Source organism: Anaerobacillus sp. 63XJN7_5_ISO-PGPR-S23-430, assembly GCF_056173695.1.
The window spans coordinates 451,903-467,660 of record NZ_CM149686.1 but is presented as its reverse complement, the minus strand read 5'-3'; the positions used below and the strand labels follow the sequence as shown (position 1 = coordinate 467,660).

General features: G+C 39.3%; 21 protein-coding genes. 7 read left to right on the top strand and 14 right to left on the bottom strand.

Annotation, left to right across the window (positions count from 1 at the left end; genetic code table 11):
* Window positions 1-51: 51 nt before the first annotated feature.
* The gene (locus AC0VYJ_RS02495) at window positions 52-1,362 is read right to left on the bottom strand and encodes a lysine N(6)-hydroxylase/L-ornithine N(5)-oxygenase family protein (RefSeq protein WP_430241559.1); all 1,311 of its coding nucleotides are present in this window, start codon (window positions 1,360-1,362) and stop codon (window positions 52-54) included.
* Window positions 1,363-1,539: 177 nt separating this feature from the next.
* Here AC0VYJ_RS02495 and AC0VYJ_RS02490 point away from each other — a divergent pair, with 177 nt between their 5' ends.
* Window positions 1,540-2,301, top strand: coding sequence for a methyltransferase domain-containing protein (locus tag AC0VYJ_RS02490; protein ID WP_475366445.1), 762 nt, complete (start codon window positions 1,540-1,542; stop codon window positions 2,299-2,301).
* A gap of 45 nt (window positions 2,302-2,346) precedes the next feature.
* Here AC0VYJ_RS02490 and AC0VYJ_RS02485 read toward each other — a convergent pair whose 3' ends face one another.
* The 4 genes from AC0VYJ_RS02485 to AC0VYJ_RS02470 form a co-directional block, all read right to left on the bottom strand.
* On the bottom strand, window positions 2,347-3,138 hold the full coding sequence (locus AC0VYJ_RS02485) for an ABC transporter permease (RefSeq protein ID WP_475366444.1): 792 nt from the start codon (window positions 3,136-3,138) through the stop codon (window positions 2,347-2,349).
* A gap of 4 nt (window positions 3,139-3,142) precedes the next feature.
* A complete protein-coding gene (locus AC0VYJ_RS02480) occupies window positions 3,143-3,544 on the bottom strand; it encodes an ATP-binding protein DrrA1-3 family domain-containing protein (RefSeq protein ID WP_475366443.1) in 402 nt (133 codons plus the stop codon).
* Window positions 3,541-4,086: an ABC transporter ATP-binding protein gene (locus AC0VYJ_RS02475; RefSeq protein WP_475366442.1), complete on the bottom strand. Its 546-nt coding sequence runs from the start codon at window positions 4,084-4,086 to the stop codon at window positions 3,541-3,543. Before AC0VYJ_RS02475 ends, AC0VYJ_RS02480 begins: the two co-directional genes overlap by 4 nt.
* Before the next feature lie 332 nt (window positions 4,087-4,418).
* The gene (locus AC0VYJ_RS02470; protein ID WP_475366441.1) at window positions 4,419-4,586 is read right to left on the bottom strand and encodes a DnaJ family domain-containing protein; all 168 of its coding nucleotides are present in this window, start codon (window positions 4,584-4,586) and stop codon (window positions 4,419-4,421) included.
* A 202-nt stretch (window positions 4,587-4,788) separates the two neighbouring features.
* On the opposite strand from AC0VYJ_RS02470, the gene AC0VYJ_RS02465 reads away from it, so the two are divergent.
* Window positions 4,789-4,914 carry a DUF2639 domain-containing protein gene (locus AC0VYJ_RS02465; protein ID WP_206894414.1) on the top strand — a complete coding sequence of 42 codons (126 nt, stop codon included), beginning with the start codon at window positions 4,789-4,791 and terminating at the stop codon, window positions 4,912-4,914.
* A 48-nt stretch (window positions 4,915-4,962) separates the two neighbouring features.
* Here the strand turns inward: AC0VYJ_RS02465 and AC0VYJ_RS02460 are convergent, their stop codons facing one another.
* Window positions 4,963-5,661: a VCBS repeat-containing protein gene (locus tag AC0VYJ_RS02460; protein WP_475366440.1), complete on the bottom strand. Its 699-nt coding sequence runs from the start codon at window positions 5,659-5,661 to the stop codon at window positions 4,963-4,965.
* A gap of 123 nt (window positions 5,662-5,784) precedes the next feature.
* Between AC0VYJ_RS02460 and rarD the strand changes: the two genes are divergently transcribed.
* Entirely contained in the window at window positions 5,785-6,726 is a 942-nt protein-coding gene (gene rarD, locus AC0VYJ_RS02455) for an EamA family transporter RarD (RefSeq protein WP_475366439.1), read from the top strand.
* 14 nt (window positions 6,727-6,740) lie between these two features.
* Here the strand turns inward: rarD and AC0VYJ_RS02450 are convergent, their stop codons facing one another.
* Complete coding sequence (locus tag AC0VYJ_RS02450) at window positions 6,741-7,466, bottom strand: YqjF family protein (protein WP_475366438.1); 726 nt, start codon at window positions 7,464-7,466, stop codon at window positions 6,741-6,743.
* Between the two features lie 221 nt (window positions 7,467-7,687).
* Between AC0VYJ_RS02450 and AC0VYJ_RS02445 the strand changes: the two genes are divergently transcribed.
* Window positions 7,688-8,719: an NADP-dependent oxidoreductase gene (locus AC0VYJ_RS02445; RefSeq protein WP_226616501.1), complete on the top strand. Its 1,032-nt coding sequence runs from the start codon at window positions 7,688-7,690 to the stop codon at window positions 8,717-8,719.
* Window positions 8,720-8,844: 125 nt separating this feature from the next.
* A complete protein-coding gene (locus AC0VYJ_RS02440; protein ID WP_283153093.1) occupies window positions 8,845-9,573 on the top strand; it encodes a TspO/MBR family protein in 729 nt (242 codons plus the stop codon).
* 48 nt (window positions 9,574-9,621) lie between these two features.
* Here the strand turns inward: AC0VYJ_RS02440 and AC0VYJ_RS02435 are convergent, their stop codons facing one another.
* From AC0VYJ_RS02435 to AC0VYJ_RS02410, 6 genes are all read right to left on the bottom strand, one after another.
* On the bottom strand, window positions 9,622-10,470 hold the full coding sequence (locus AC0VYJ_RS02435; protein WP_194220137.1) for a YitT family protein: 849 nt from the start codon (window positions 10,468-10,470) through the stop codon (window positions 9,622-9,624).
* Between the two features lie 259 nt (window positions 10,471-10,729).
* Complete coding sequence (locus AC0VYJ_RS02430) at window positions 10,730-11,362, bottom strand: response regulator (RefSeq protein ID WP_283153094.1); 633 nt, start codon at window positions 11,360-11,362, stop codon at window positions 10,730-10,732.
* Complete coding sequence (locus AC0VYJ_RS02425; RefSeq protein WP_475366437.1) at window positions 11,359-12,387, bottom strand: sensor histidine kinase; 1,029 nt, start codon at window positions 12,385-12,387, stop codon at window positions 11,359-11,361. Before AC0VYJ_RS02425 ends, AC0VYJ_RS02430 begins: the two co-directional genes overlap by 4 nt.
* Complete coding sequence (gene liaF / locus AC0VYJ_RS02420) at window positions 12,384-13,109, bottom strand: cell wall-active antibiotics response protein LiaF (RefSeq protein WP_242057322.1); 726 nt, start codon at window positions 13,107-13,109, stop codon at window positions 12,384-12,386. Before liaF ends, AC0VYJ_RS02425 begins: the two co-directional genes overlap by 4 nt.
* Window positions 13,110-13,207: 98 nt before the next feature.
* Complete coding sequence (locus AC0VYJ_RS02415; RefSeq protein ID WP_371018531.1) at window positions 13,208-13,852, bottom strand: PspA/IM30 family protein; 645 nt, start codon at window positions 13,850-13,852, stop codon at window positions 13,208-13,210.
* A 22-nt stretch (window positions 13,853-13,874) separates the two neighbouring features.
* Window positions 13,875-14,219 carry a lmo0954 family membrane protein gene (locus tag AC0VYJ_RS02410; protein ID WP_475366436.1) on the bottom strand — a complete coding sequence of 115 codons (345 nt, stop codon included), beginning with the start codon at window positions 14,217-14,219 and terminating at the stop codon, window positions 13,875-13,877.
* A 191-nt stretch (window positions 14,220-14,410) separates the two neighbouring features.
* Between AC0VYJ_RS02410 and ytzI the strand changes: the two genes are divergently transcribed.
* Complete coding sequence (gene ytzI / locus AC0VYJ_RS02405; protein ID WP_475366435.1) at window positions 14,411-14,590, top strand: YtzI protein; 180 nt, start codon at window positions 14,411-14,413, stop codon at window positions 14,588-14,590.
* Window positions 14,568-14,762 carry a YwbE family protein gene (locus AC0VYJ_RS02400; RefSeq protein ID WP_430241581.1) on the top strand — a complete coding sequence of 65 codons (195 nt, stop codon included), beginning with the start codon at window positions 14,568-14,570 and terminating at the stop codon, window positions 14,760-14,762. The genes ytzI and AC0VYJ_RS02400 overlap by 23 nt, the downstream gene beginning before the upstream one ends.
* A gap of 55 nt (window positions 14,763-14,817) precedes the next feature.
* Here AC0VYJ_RS02400 and AC0VYJ_RS02395 read toward each other — a convergent pair whose 3' ends face one another.
* Window positions 14,818-15,720 carry an amidase gene (locus AC0VYJ_RS02395; RefSeq protein ID WP_475366434.1) on the bottom strand — a complete coding sequence of 301 codons (903 nt, stop codon included), beginning with the start codon at window positions 15,718-15,720 and terminating at the stop codon, window positions 14,818-14,820.
* Between the last annotated feature and the right edge of the window lie 38 nt (window positions 15,721-15,758).

Genomic DNA, 15,758 nt, shown 5'->3' with positions numbered 1-15,758 from the left:
AGTGTGCTTCCGTATGGCTTTTAAAGATCTTTACGTTATCCACTCCAAGTTCTACATTCCTTTACTAGAAAACTGTTGGAAAACGGTATTTGTATTAACTTTGTATAAGGATCTTCCTGCTACGAAGTTCAACACGCGCTTGTTTCGCTCAACAGAAAGGGCAAGGTTTGTTGCTCCTGTTCCGTGAGAATGATCGAGATTTGTTAACGTAAAGATGTGGTTCTCTCTTCCATCTTTAAAGACCAGCTGCTGATCCATCTCTACTTTAAATCGATTCTCATCTTCCCATTCAATTTCGTCTTCTATCCGTCTAAACCATTCAGGGAAGTGAGGTTTATATCCAGTCGCAAGAACAACTTTATCCGTAGTCGTTTGGAATTCATGATTTTCTTGCCACTGTCTACACGCAAGTTCATAGTGCTTACCTCTCTTTTCAATACCATTTACCTCAGATAAAGGTTGTATCATCACATCTAGCGAACCCTCAGAGGATCGATGGTAAAGAAGGTGATAAATATTCTTTAATGTAGATGAATCTATGCCTTTTCTTAAAGTTCCAAGTGTTGAAAGAGCATCTTTCCGGTCGTCAAACGAAAGGCCGTGAAAATAGCTAACATAATCAGGCGAGAATACTTCCTGCCCTAGCTTAGCTGATTCTAATTGAAAAAAACCTGCTGATCGAGTCAACCAGTTCAAATGATAGCCGTACTTCTCCTGGTCATGAAGCAAATCATAAAACACTTCTGCAGCACTTTGCCCTGACCCGATCACTGTTACTGAACGTGATTTTTTCAACTCTTTCTCGTGATATAGATAATGATTTGTATGAAGAACATCTTCAGGTGGATATGAGTCGAAGCCATCAGGTATATTTGGCACACTTCCTGTTCCTAGGACGACATGCTTTGCTTGCAAGGTCTCTGTTCGACCCGTCTTTACCTCTTCAATCGTAACGTTATAGCATGCTTTTTCTTTATCATAAAGAACATCAATTACTTTTTGACCAAAGAAACAATTATTTAATTGTGACGCAACCCATTTAGTATAAGCGTTGTATTCTTTTCTCGGTATATCAAATTTATTAAAAAAATAAAACTGATAAAGTCGATCATGCTCATGTAAGTAATTAATAAAAGTATAAGGGCTTTTTGGATTTGCAATGGTAACCAAATCTGCAAGAAATGGAACCTGAAGATCCGCTCCATCAATCAACATCCCTGGATGCCAATTGTATTCTTCTTTCTGATCAAAATAAATCGCTTCTACTTCTGTCTCATCTGCAAGTGCAGCCATACCTAAATTAAACGGTCCAATCCCAATTCCTATAAGATCATATAACTTAGCTGTATTCAATGTCTTCACGTCCTTTAATCTCCATTCCAGATTCACTTGGTTTGCAGTATCGATTCAATCGAATGTTCGCATATCTTGGTTTACCCTAATCTCTGTAGTTTTAAATCCTAATTGATTATATTAACTTTTTCTCACTCTCTACATCTCCCCTGCTATAATGGTAATTAATAACAGGAGGGGTTATACGTGATAACAGATCAAGCATTTGAATTTCACCTTAAAGACATCGAAACACCGTTCTCAGGTTGGGATTTTTCTTATATTACAAATACAGAAAGAATGAACGGCGAACCGCTTCCGTGGTCGTACACTTCTTATGTTCTACACTATTTCCGCTCTAGCTACAGTGTACTTGATATGGGTACTGGAGGCGGAGAATTTCTTGAAGCATTAAAGCCATTTCCAAAGAAGTTAGCAGCAACTGAAGGCTATCCCCCTAACCTTCCAATTGCCAAATCAAGACTTGAGCCTGAAGGAGTCATTGTAAAAGGATTCGAGGATGACGATACTCTTCCTTTTTTAGATGCTGAATTTCAATTCGTGATGAACAAGCATGATTCCTACTCTCCAAAGGAAGTCCATCGTATACTATCCGCTAATGGAGCTTATATTACTCAGCAGGTTGGCGGGGAAGATATGAAAGAACTAAATCGAGTGTTGGATGCTCCAATGAAGTCTGAATACGATCATTGGAACTTGAATTACGCCGTTCAAGAACTGGAATCTTCCGGCTTTTCCATTGTAGATGCTAAAGAATCTTTTCCTTCTACACGTTTTTATGACATTGGTGCAGTCATTTATTATTTAAAAGCGATTCCATGGCAAATTCCTAACTTCTCGATCGACCGCTACCGAAACGCCCTTTATCGCTTACATAAAAATATAGAAAACAACGGATTTATTGATATACCTTCACACCGCTTTATTCTACATGCAGCTAAAAAATAGCCTATATTTTAAAAAAGCTCGCAATAAAATGCGAGCTTTTTTCTCTTAATCAGCACTTACCGCTTTGGAGGCACTTACCGCTGAGAAACTAATCGTAATAGCACATAACAGACCTATGACCAGAAATCCTCTAATAAGCGGCCAAGCTTCCCAACCATCAATAAACACGGAGCGCATCGCTTCAAATAAATACGTCGTCGGATTAATCGTTGCCGCCACTTTTAACCAACCTGCTTCAATCAATTCATAGGGAACAAAAGTTGTGCTAAGAAAAATAAGTGGAAAGAATACAAAAGTCCCTGCTTGTGCAGATTGAGCATTCTTTGTTCGTAACGCTACACCAACTGAATACCCTGCAAAAGCAAGCCCCCACCCAAGCGTTAATAAAAGAACGACGATTACTCCACCAAATCCTGCTGCAACTTCTAGACCAAGAAAATAAGCAACTACTAGAATTAACACCGTTTGAATGAGCAGCTGCAGCATTCCCACAATAATCGGACCAAGTACGATAGCAAGTCTTGAGGAAGGGGTAAGAAGAAGACGTGAAAAGTATCCATTTTCTAAATCCTTAACCAGCGCTTGCCCAGCTCCACCTGCTCCCCCGATCGCAGCTGAAACGATAGAGACAGGTAAAATAAAGGCAAGGTAGTTTGCTCCTTCAAATGCAGGAAGCTCTGAAATCCCACTTAATCCTCCTTCATAAACAAACAAAAAGAAAAGACTAATGATTAAGTTAGGAATGAAAATCAATGGATTTCGAATGATTGTTATGATACTTCTCTTTGTAAAAACCAGTGTATCTACAAGAAAAGAGCCTTTCTTTTGCTCCCCCATAGCTTCACGCCCTTTCCTTTTGCTCGTTCGTCACATTAATAAATACATCATCTAAAGATGGTGGCTTTACATTCAATGTTTTTGGTGAAAGGTTGTGTTCATCTAGCTTACGAACAAGCTCTGATAGAAGTTGTGTTCCATTCTTAGTGTAAAGTGTAATCTCTTCTTTTGATCGCTCAATATTCTCTGCAAGATCGGCTAGCGTTTTACTTGCTCGCTCCGCTTCATCAACTTCATCGAACACAAGTTGAATCGCATCAAATCCGAGCGTCCTTTTTAATTCTTCGGCACTACCAGATGCGACGATTTTTCCTTGGTTGATGATACTGATTCGATCAGCAAGTTGGTCAGCTTTTTCAAGATATTGGGTTGTTAGGAATATCGTCGTTCCTTCTTCTTTATTCAACCGCTTAATTCCTTCCAAATGGCTTTTCGATTCGATGGATCAAGTCCAGTTGTTGGTTCATCAAGAAAAAGGATTTTAGGCTTATGAACTAAGGTGAGCGCGAGGTCCAACCTCCGTCTCATTCCCCCAGAATAATTTCCACATGGACGATCTGCTGCATCATTTAAGTCAACAAGGGTAAGTAACTCTACAGCTCTTGTTTTGGCTTCTTTCTTACTAAAACCAAATAGTCTTGCCTGCATTTCAATTAACTCTCTCCCCGTTAACACTGGATCGATACCCGTTTCTTGTAGAGCCACGCCAATATTCCATCGCACCCGTTCAGGTTCTTCTCCAACATCAACACCACCAATGCGAATGCTTCCTGTCGTTGGTTTCACAAGCGTAGTAAGAATCTGAACTGTCGTAGATTTACCTGCACCATTTGGGCCGAGAAAGGCAAAAAATTCGCCTTCAGCTACCTCAAAACTTACGCCCTGGACAGCTTTCACATCACCTTTATACGTTTTAACTAGCTCATGTACTGATATAGACCCATCCATTCTCTATCCCCCTCTATTGTTGGAAGGCTTTTCTGCATGGAAACACGCCCGCGCTGTTATACTTACATTCGCCTTAGTATAAATTTCTCCTTTAATAGAGTGTGGTCGTTCAAATAAGAACCTCCTTAAATTGAATTCAAAGGGGGCAATTACCATTCGGTTAGTTTCTTTTGCACATTAGGCTGATATTCTTTAGTTAAACGGAAGCGTCTTTCCTAATAAAGCTTATTGTAACGAAGCTGCTTTTCTGAGATTCGCTGCTTTAAACGCTCTTTCTCCCTATCATCCTCATAATACTTAAGAAGTTTTTCTAGTGACAGTAACTCATTTTTTTAATCTACTTCTTCAGGGAGGTATCCACTATTCTTTAGAACTTTGTAGGCTATTCTAAGATCTTCTGAAATCATCGATAAACCCTCAAGATTCTGTCGTTTTCCTTTACCAGGAAGATTGTCAATATCACCATTTCTCAATGCCGTTTTAATCTTATCCTCTGCCAAAAACTAGGTAAAATCCATGCATATCCCTCTTTACTTTCATTATCTTTTTGCTTATATGATTTTTCATGAATCCTGTAACAAAATTCCTTCAAAAAAATAGACTTTTTCCCTTTTCATAGAGAGCAATGGATGATAACATGGTTCACGGTTAAGGTTTATTGAATACTCCTTATAGAATTTTCAATAGAGAAAGGATGGTTCGATGCATTACGGAAGCAAAGGCTGGTACGTTGAACAGCTTAAAAAACATGATGTACGTTACATTGAAGGACGCAAGACAGAGAAATTCAAGAAACACGTACTTGCATCTCTTCTTGAAAAGCAATAAAAACGAAATTCCAAAGGGGGATCACATCCCCCTTTTATTACATACTCTCTATCCAAATATACATAAAGATTGATACATAGGAACGAACTGGTTTTCTTTCCACTGAAGTGGTGTAGAAAGAAAACCTAGCCCATCCGCGTTATATCTTCCGATTACTCTCTGATAAACCAACAATTCATCAACTCCGTCACGCTGCAAATCAATGGGATATACGCCTCCAGGAGGCAAGACACTTCCCTTTATCGGGGCTTTTAATTGCCCATTCTCCTTATAAATTTCCGAAAGATACTCTTCTCCTTTATAAAGAAGACTTACAATATAGTTTTGATTTAACGTTTTATTTTCAACCTTCGCTTGATAATAATCAAGGTAGTATACATCATAAGTAAAAGCTTCATAAAAACTCTGTTGATCAAAAAGTAACCTCAGGGTTTGATTTAGATAGGAATACAAAAAGTCATACGTAATTCCTCCACTCCCTCCAGAATCAGAACGCACTAATATTTCCTTCACTTTGTTCCCGGTAAAATCACCCAAATAAAGGGTCGGGTTATAGCCACTACTACCCGGAAGAGCAAAAGAGACATCGATCGCTGTGGCATCGTTTTTGATCGTTAGAACCACGCTATCGACTAACGGTGAATCATCTCCAAATGGTTTATTACCAGTAAGGGCCACAAGATCAGGAATGCCGTTCCCTGTTACGTCTCCCACCTTCTGATCTAATAAAATGCGCGCTGCTCTCATTGCTTCCAGCCCCTTTCGCTTTATGTAACAGTCTATGTTCATAGACGAACGCTTTTTCGTTGTAATGATTTGGAAAGGAAGCTAAACTAGTGTGAAGTGATCTTATGGAAACGAGGAAAAACGATGAAATTTTCAGATAATGAACAAATGTTTGGGATACTTTCGGGTGCCGGCGCCTATTTCTTATGGGGTATTCTCCCACTATATTGGAAGCTCGTCGGGCAAGTACCATCTGAAGAAGTGTTAGCTCATAGGATCATCTGGTCCTTTGCTTTTATGATTATCATATTAATCGTGCTGAGGAAATTAACTTCATTTAAAATAGAGCTTCTCGGTATTTTTCGTCAGCCGAAGAAGCTAGCAGCGATCGCTTTTGCATCCGTATTCATCACTATAAACTGGTATGCATTCATATGGGCTGTCAATCATGATCACGTCATTCAAACCAGCCTTGGTTACTATATCAACCCATTAATTAGCGTTCTTCTAGGTATTCTATTCTTAAAAGAAAGGCTTTCCTTCTGGCAACTCATTTCATTTGCTCTTGCGACAATTGGCGTATTAAATCTCGTCTTTCGATTTGGAGAAATACCATGGGTCTCTCTCATCCTGGCCATGAGCTTTGGGCTCTATGGTTTATTGAAGAAAAAAGCGAGACTTGGTGCTTTAACAGGACTAACGATTGAGACGCTATTCATTACGCCATTTGCGTTAATTTATTTAATAACAGTGCGTACTAGTGTGGCAGATGCCATGTATTTAGAAGACGCCACTCTTTTCGGATTATTACTAGGCGCTGGAATTGTCACTGCTGTACCACTGTTGCTTTTTGCAAGCGGGGCAAACCGCATTTCGCTTTCGATGATTGGTTTTCTTCAATACATCGCACCTACTTTAATGCTCATACAAGGTGTATTCCTATATGGAGAGTCGTTTACTTCTGTGCACTTAGTCAGTTTTGCTTTAATTTGGGCAGCACTGGTCATTTTCACCCTTGCTCGCACGAAATTATTCCGTCGCATAGAACCCCGCTCATTTCAAAGAAAGCATTCACTAGAATCGTAATATCAAAAACCCCCTTACTTAATGTGAAGGGGTTTTCCTGTCTGGGTTACATTCTCAAATGGCCACAAATAAGTTGTCACCTTCTTAGAGAAATGAGTAACAACTTGATCAGAGTAGTGATATGGGTGTGAGAGTGTATCACGAAGAACAGCAACATCAACCTTTTGAAGTGGCCATCGATCATGCTTAATTTTCCCCTGAAATACTTTATTTCCTCTTACAATAAAAAGCCGATCTCTTTCTGTAAGCCAAAAATCAAGATCTCCATTTCGCGCTTCATAAGATGTTCCTAGTGGTTCATAAATAATATGGTAATCGGCTTTTTCAACACCCTTATGTGTTCTAGAAGACCAAAAGCTAATTTGCTTTCCATCACTTTTTTTACCCATTTTTGCTTGAAGGTAAGGAAGGTGAAAAAGATTTCTCGCCATCATAACACCTGCTCTATGACTAGCATCAAGGCTAAAGAAATACACGCCACGTTTCTGGCCATATTTCACATAAGTCCGCACATTAAGCTCAAGTAGTTTTGAAGCAAATGGAACCGAAGGTAAGCCACGAAACCGAATTTGATTCATTTCAAATGGAACGATTCCAATCCATGCCTCCCCTTCAAACGTATCTACTTCTAGCTGAGGTGGAAGCATGGATTGAAGCCAATAGCGATCAACAGACCAGTGTAGGAACAAAAGATCCTCCCACGTTTGTTTCATAATCCACCCGCTAGTTCTGGGACTCAATAGACCTTCCTCCTCTCTTTCGTATCATAACCAATTATGTCTATTCTTTTCAAAAAAAGAGAATTTGAATGTGTTGAAGAAGATGAAAAGTACTGTTTTTAGATGTGCTTATTTACAATGCGAATACTTTGATAAACTGTAATGTTTTGTGGTACCGTTTAGGTGGAACAGCTTAGATAAGAAATGAATGAGGCATCAATCATATAATGGAGGGATTATGAATGAGTAAACAAAGACAAATTCATCTAGCAAAACGACCAGAAGGTATGCCTTCAATGGAACACTTCAACATTGTTGAAGCGGACATTCCATCACCTAAAGATGGAGAAGTTCTTCTACGTGCACTATACCTTACAGTAGACCCTTACATGAGAGGGCGTATGAGAGATGCAAAATCATACGTAGCACCCTTCCAAATCAACGAACCATTAAACGGTGGTGTCGTAGCAGAAGTTGCCGAATCCAAATCTTCTCAATTTAATCAAGGTGATGTTGTTATTGGCCACCTAAACTGGGAAGAATACTCAGTTGTGAATGAAAAGCATCTTCGAAAAATTGATCCATCTATCGCTCCGATTACCACGCATCTTGGAATCCTTGGTATGCCTGGACAAACAGCTTACTTCGGACTTCTCGATATTGGTCAGCCTAAAGAAGGCGAAACAGTCGTTGTATCAGGCGCAGCTGGAGCAGTAGGCTCTGTTGTTGGTCAAATTGCCAAAATCAAAGGCTGCCGTGTTGTAGGTATCGCTGGTTCAGACGATAAAATCGACTATATCAAAAACGAACTTGGTTTTGATGAAGGAATTAACTACAAAACCCAGGACGTATACAAAGCGCTAAAAGAAGCTTGTCCAGACGGCATTGACGTTTATTATGAAAACGTTGGTGGCGAAATCGGCGATGCTGCCATTAGCCTACTAAATAAATTTGCTCGTATCCCTGTTTGCGGCGCAATTTCTTCTTACAATAAGAAAGAAGCGGATCTTGGTCCACGCGTTCAGACAAAACTTATCCAATCAAGTGCTCTCATGAAAGGCTTCGTTGTAGGCGATTATTCAGATCGCTTTAATGAAGGTGCTGAGCAATTAGGGAAATGGTTACAAGAAGGCAAGTTAAAATATGAAGAAACAATCGTGGAAGGATTTGAAAACGTTCCTGACGCATTCCTTGGTCTCTTTGAAGGTACAAACCTTGGTAAACAACTTGTAAAAGTAGCAGACCCTGAATATGCTACACTTCCTAATCGCTAATAACACTCACCTGCCCCTCAATTAGGGGCAGGTTTTTCTATGTGCTCATGCACATAAAAAGACGGTTATGTTTAAGATTAAGAAGGAATAGTATGTACTATAGACTTTATTTCTAGGAGGTCCTTATGGGTAAATTTCTTCTTAATCTCATTGCGTATATACTCGTCGTAACAGTAAATGGCCTTGCAAATGCACTACCGTTAAATGGGCAAACGACAGGAGAAATATCAAATAGACTGAACGTACTTTTTACACCTGCCGGCTATGTTTTTAGTATATGGGGGCTGATCTATCTTCTTCTAGGAATATGGGTTATTCGTCAATTTCCTAAAAGTCGGAGAGATTTGCCAATCTACCAGGAGACGAGTGGACTATTTGTTCTAAGTTCCATTCTAAATAGTCTTTGGATTTTCATGTGGCATTATGAATTCTTCGGCTTATCGGTGATCGTTATGCTTCTTTTACTGTTCACACTCATTAGGCTTTATACTAATTTGAAAGCAGCAGATGCTTCTTTCTTTGATTTGTTACCTTTTTCCGTTTATCTGGGTTGGATTAGCGTTGCGACGATCGCCAACATTAGTTACTACCTAACATACATTGACTGGGATGGATTTGGTATTTCCGATACGATATGGACATTCCTACTATTAATCATCGCGACAATTCTTGCTCTTTATTTCTTGAAAAGCGAGCAAGATTGGATCTACCCACTCGTTTTTGTTTGGGCCTTTATTGGGATTGGTGTCAAAAATCAAAATGGAGACGTACCATTAGTCGTTTACTCATCTTATGTACTGGCTGCTCTTATTTTGATCGTTACGCTTCTGTATGCTTTTAAACGTAAGAAATAATTATAAGTAAAAACCCCTTTTCCATTCTGGAAAAGGGGTTTTAAGCTATTATGCAAGAGATTTAAAATCTTGACCAAGAATTTCTTTCATACTGTGAACCGTAATAAAGGCTTTCTGATCAACAACACCAACATGCTTTTTCAATTTAAGAAGATCTTTTCTACCAAGGATTGTTGTAATCACTTCTTTTTCATCAGAAGTAAACGCCCCTCTAGCCGTGTGGATTGTTGCGCCTTTTCCAATCTCTTCAACAATAAAGGATCGAATTTCTTCACTTTCTTTACTGATAATCACAATCTCTTTCTTAGCTTCAAAGCTCTGAAGCGTATAATCAATGACAAGGCCATTTAGAATGACACCAAAGATCGCATACATTCCGATTTCAGGTCCAAACAAGACGACTGAGAATAGTGCAATTGAAATATCTGAGATTAGAACGGCTTTTCCAACCTCCATAGAGAAATACTTATTAAGAATCATCGCAATAATATCTGTACCGCCAGTAGAAGCTTTCTGATGAAAGACAAGTCCCATACCTGCTGCAGCAATACACTGACCAATAATTAATTGAATTAGGATATCCTGGCTAAATGGCTCAGTTACTGGTATAAAGCGTTCAAATGCCCATACAGCAAGCGATAAAGCGAAACTTGCATAGATCGTTTTAACACCGAATTTAGGACCGAGAAAAAGAATTCCAACTAACAAAAGTACTGCGTTTAATATGATCATAAACATTCCGACTGACAGGTTCGGGACTAGATGGTTCATCAGAATCGATAAACCACTGACTCCCCCCGTCGCAAGACTATTAGGAGATAGAAAGAAATGAACGTGGGTAGCAACACCGAGCGCACCCAAAGTAATTAGCAGATAAGTTTTGATGTGATGAAGCATCTATTATCCCTCCCGTTGTTTTGTTTTCGTTTCGTAAGCACAATCGGGATTATAATAGGGATTCAGCGCTTTGTAAACAGCCTAAACCTAAGATTTTTAATTGAAGCGGTTACAACTCATAAATAGGCCTTTATTACTATGTTATCTATTGAATTCGACACTAATATACAAGAATTTTCTTAATTTTTTGGTTGCTAAATAAGTAGAATCAACCTCTCTTCATTGTATTAAAAAAAGCAAAAACAGCTTCTGTTTTTGCTCATTTTACAAGGTCATGCTTAAACGCATAAATAACCGCCTGGGTTCGATCATGAACTTCAAGTTTTCCAAGAATGTTGCTCACATGAACCTTTACTGTTTTAAGCGCAATAAACAGTTCATTAGCAATCGTCTGGTTCGCCTTTCCCTGAGCCATTAATAAGAGAATTTCCATCTCTCGATCCGTGAGTTCTTCATGGGGCTGCTTTTGAATTCTACTTCTCATCCGCGACATCATTTTCCCCGTTACTTCAGGTTCAAGAACAGATTCCCCATGGTGCGTTTTTCGAACTGCATTTGCAATCTCCACAGCTTTCGATGTTTTCAGCATATAGCTTGTAGCTCCAGCTTCAAGTGCTGGATAGACTTTTTCGTCGTCTAAGAAGCTTGTTACGATAATGATTTTTGCATCTGGCCATTGTGTAATAATCTGTTTCGTTGCTTCAATCCCATCCATTTCTTCCATAACTAGATCCATTAATATGATATCTGGACGAAGGGATAGCGCGAGGTCTACCCCTTTCTTTCCATTATCCGCTTCTCCAATGACGTCAATATCAGCCTGAGCAGATAAATAAGATGAAACGCCAATCCGAACCATTTCATGATCATCGACAAACAAAACTTTAATCATTCTCTACCCCTCCCAACAAGTGGTACGCTTACTTCCAGCCTAGTCCCTTTATGTGGAAGACTGACCAATTTAAGAACCCCTCCGATTTCGAGTGCTCGTTCATGCATGTTTTGTAATCCATATGAAGCAGCTTTCTTCTCGTCCATCTTAAAACCAACCCCATCATCAACTATTCGTAAGATCGTACGTCCATCTCGATGAATAAGTAGAACATCAAGTGTCGATGCCTTCGCATGCCTTAGTGTATTGGATACACATTCCTGTAGTATACGAAACAGATGGTCTTCAACACCTTTATCGAGCTCAATGGCTTCAAGCTTCCAATTCACTTGTATTGGCACCTTTTGAGACAGTTCGTTCAATAGCTCTTTTATCCCTTCCTCGAGTGAGCGATCTTTCAATGCGGCAGGTCTAAGATGAAGTAAGAGAGCGCGCATTTCTAGTTGGGATTGATGAATGGTTTCTTCAATCATCTTAAGGTGCTTTGTTTCTAGATCATCCGCTACTTCACGACTTTCCGTTATCGTACTCATTAACATGGAAGCAGCAAAAAGTTGCTGACTCACGGAGTCATGTAGCTCACGAGCAAGACGATTGCGTTCTTCGGATACGACTTGTTGAACTCGCTTCTCATGATCCTCTGCTTTCTCGTTCGCAAGCTTCTGGGCTAGTCTTACTTGATCATTCATTCGGTTTTGCAATTTATCAATTTGTTCAAAAACGACATTTAGACTTGTACCACTATAGTTATGTAAAGCACGTCCCTTATCAAGTTCCTCTAGCGTATCTGCAATGTTTTGAATTTCTTTACTTGCATATAAACCTGACATTCCTCCAACAGCCGCTCCAATCATTACACATATAATTGGAACGATTAACCCGAACGGTAAGTCCATTAAATCTTTCTCAAATAAAAGGGAAAGAGATGCCGGTGGGAAAACAGTCAAATAAGCGGCAGAGAAAAGAAAAAATAGCAAGAGTGACAGTAATGCACCAAATAGCATATGACGCTTCATGACACTCATACTCGCTTCACCTCTAAATCTCCAGCAAACATCGAGGTGACTAGTTTTACCTTTTCAGTAGCATCATCATATCCATTCGTTTTATAAGAGAGAACTTGATTAAACACTCCAGGTTCTTCATGTTGTAACAACGTGGCAGATCCGATCATAGCTGAATGTTGAATATTCACTTCGAGTTCATAGGGAATGAGTATTTGCACTTTTCCTACGAAGTTTCGAATCATAATAACGGATTCTCCTTTAGGAAGAACCGTGTAACTTAAATCGATAATCGTTTCACCAAAACCAGCTTGAATGTTAATATCATTCCACTCGTACACATGATCATGTGTTTTCTGTCGACCGGACCACTTGTTTTGCAGCAATGGCTTTTGATGGATCATTCCTTCTTCAGACACTGAAGGTTTTTCAAATACCGGCCTTATTTTCTTCGGTTTTTGTTTGGACTGATAAAACTGGAAGCCAAGATAGACTAATAGAACAAGAAGAAAAAACTTCACGACTACCATATTCATAACGGTCGTTAGAAAGAAAAAGATACCGAGTCCAAGAAAAACTTTTCCTGAAGTTCGTGGAAGACGTTTTCTCCCCATATAAACAAATGCAGCGGAAAGAATTAATAAGAACAGGAGGCCGCCATTTAAAGAAACTTCTAATAGGATAAGAATAACTCCAATTATTAGAAGTCCATTAACAGTGTCAATATGTCTATTTTTCCACACTAGCGTCCCTCCATTCATCCCTCATTTATCGTCATTGCACCTTTTATACTCATGACTAAAAAAGGCGCACGCGCCTCTTTTAGAATACCACTATTTCTCTAAGAATTTGAATTGGTTTCTTGTTTTTTCGCCTTTTTCTCAAGTAAGTGGAACTTTGTATCAATAGTAGACATATCGTAATCTCTATTCACTTTCTTCTCAAGTTGCTCAATATAACTCTCCATCTCATCAAAACGATTAAATGGTTGATCTAGATTCCTTTCTTCCAGAACCAAATCCATCTTATGATGAGCCCTCACACTATTCTCTTTCCCCATTAATTCCATTCGCTTAATCGACATATCTTTAAGCTTATGCTTCATTTTCTCGTACTTTTGTTCAAGACGTTTAAGCTCAAGATCTGCCTCATCCATCAATTGTGATAAGTGGTTAGCTCTTTCTTCATATTGCAACTGCTCTTGTTTTGCGAACTCATACAGCTCAGCCTCGCCTGCTTCATTTGCTAAAACAGCTTGTCCAGCGCGTTTCTCAGCATTTCTTCGCGCTTTATCTAATTCTCTTCTGAATTCTAAAAGTAGCGTTGACTGCCGCTCGACAAGTTTTCTCGCCTTTTCCACTTCTCTTTCACACTGTCTTAAATAGTGATTTAAAAGGGAAATTGGATTTTTCTCCTCCTTCTGGTCAAGTATGCTATGAAAATCAGCTTCAATTGAGTTTTTGATGCGATTAAGTAAATTTGGCATGTCCATTCTCTCCTTTGTTTGATTAACTTTTCTTCAGTTCATCCCATTGCTTTTCAAAATTTGTGAATGGGTCATTGTCTTTCTTATCGTAACTTGCTCCATCCCACTTTTTATAAACGACATAAAGAATGTAGATAGCTACGAGACCAAGAATAGCTGGCATATTCGCCACGGCAGTACTTAAACCGATGAATCCTAAGATCCCCCAGATGACTTTACCAGTTGTTGAATCTGCCTGAATAAACTTCTTAAATGCAATGTAGAGGATGCCAAGGCTAATCATCATACCTACTAATGAACCAAGATTCGACAACAATACAATCGCAGCGATGATCCCAAGTAAAAGCAAACCTGCTTTCTTCATCATAATCGCCTCCTTTCATACTTTGATTCTACCTGCTTACCAAAGCCTCCATAATGAGCTAAAGCTATATATTTATATAGGACCAGCGACTTAGACAGATTAAGCTATATGACAACCCTCGTCAGATCATGTTCTATCATAACCGCGATAATCATGGTAAAGTGAAAGCAGACATCACGGAAAGGAGTTCGGGAATGGTTATTACGATAACAGTCATCGTCGTTGTCATTATGACGATTTTCATTGCCGCTGCTTTTGGAATGGCTGTATCAAAAGGATACAGTGTCAAACATACTGTCGATCCGTTGCCTGAGGAGCAGCATAACGAAACGACAGAGAAAGAGGTTACTGATGAACGGACAGAACAGAAGTAATATAGAACCAGGGAAAACTGTAGATATCGTCTTGAAACAAGATCAGCGTTCAGGGAAAACGACAAGAGGTGTTGTAAAAGATATCCTGACTAAATCCCCCACCCATCCGCATGGTATCAAAGTACGTCTAGAAGATGGACAGGTTGGTCGCGTCAAATCGATTTTATCGTAAGCTGAATTCATAAAAATAACCCCCGGCTGATTTTCAGTCCGGGGGTTCATCTTTATTATTGTTTTAACGCCATCCAACTATCAAGGTAATGTATGGAAAAACCTTGTACTGAAGAGGAATGCTCATATGCAGTCTTTACTTTGAGAAGTTCCTTTATCATGACTGCTTCTCCCTCTTCAAAGAATGAAATGTAGGAAGCTTCTGACGTTTGCCCTGTCTCTACACCAACGGAGATTTTCTTGCCATATTTTTCAGCTAAAGCTATCTCATTGCTAATAAGAGCAACAATTCCATTTGCACCATCAGCACGATCACGGTAAGCCATTAATGTAGTCACATCCGCCGTTTGAATAATCCACTCAGCTAAATTGCCCGATCCATACCGATTGTTGTAAGATTGTTCGTCAAACCAAAAAGGAGTGTCGACACCAAACGATAATCCAAGACTCATCGCACGAGTTTTTCCATCTGATAAACGGTCTTGATAGAAAGCAATCGTTTTTTGATAACTATTCGTCCAGCCAGAATGAAGATAAGGTTCTATATCAAGATGAACACCACTAAACTTTTGATTCTCTGTCGCATTAGCTTGATAGGAATCCAACCAGTTAAATAAGTTCGCCTGATATGTAGCACCATTTCTTGTAGCCCAATTTGGTGCCCCATCTAGAGCATGTACACGAATACCTTTGGATGTCGCATTTCCAATAAATGATTCATAAGAAGATGCCATTACTGAACGATTTATTTGCAAGTAAGCATCGGTTACTTGTTTCTCCTCCATAAACTGAAGGAACTCATTTGATTTCGTTTCAATGTCCCTTGTGTTCCAAATCCATGTAGCAAGAGAAGTGTCCATTTCTATCGCCTCAGCTTTCCCCTCAGGCAAAACCATTATCTGCACAAAAAAGCCCAGTATAAAAAAGAGAATTCCAACAGCAACCGATACATTCTTCACATGTACGCTCTCCTTTTTTTCAACCCAGAGCTCAAAAA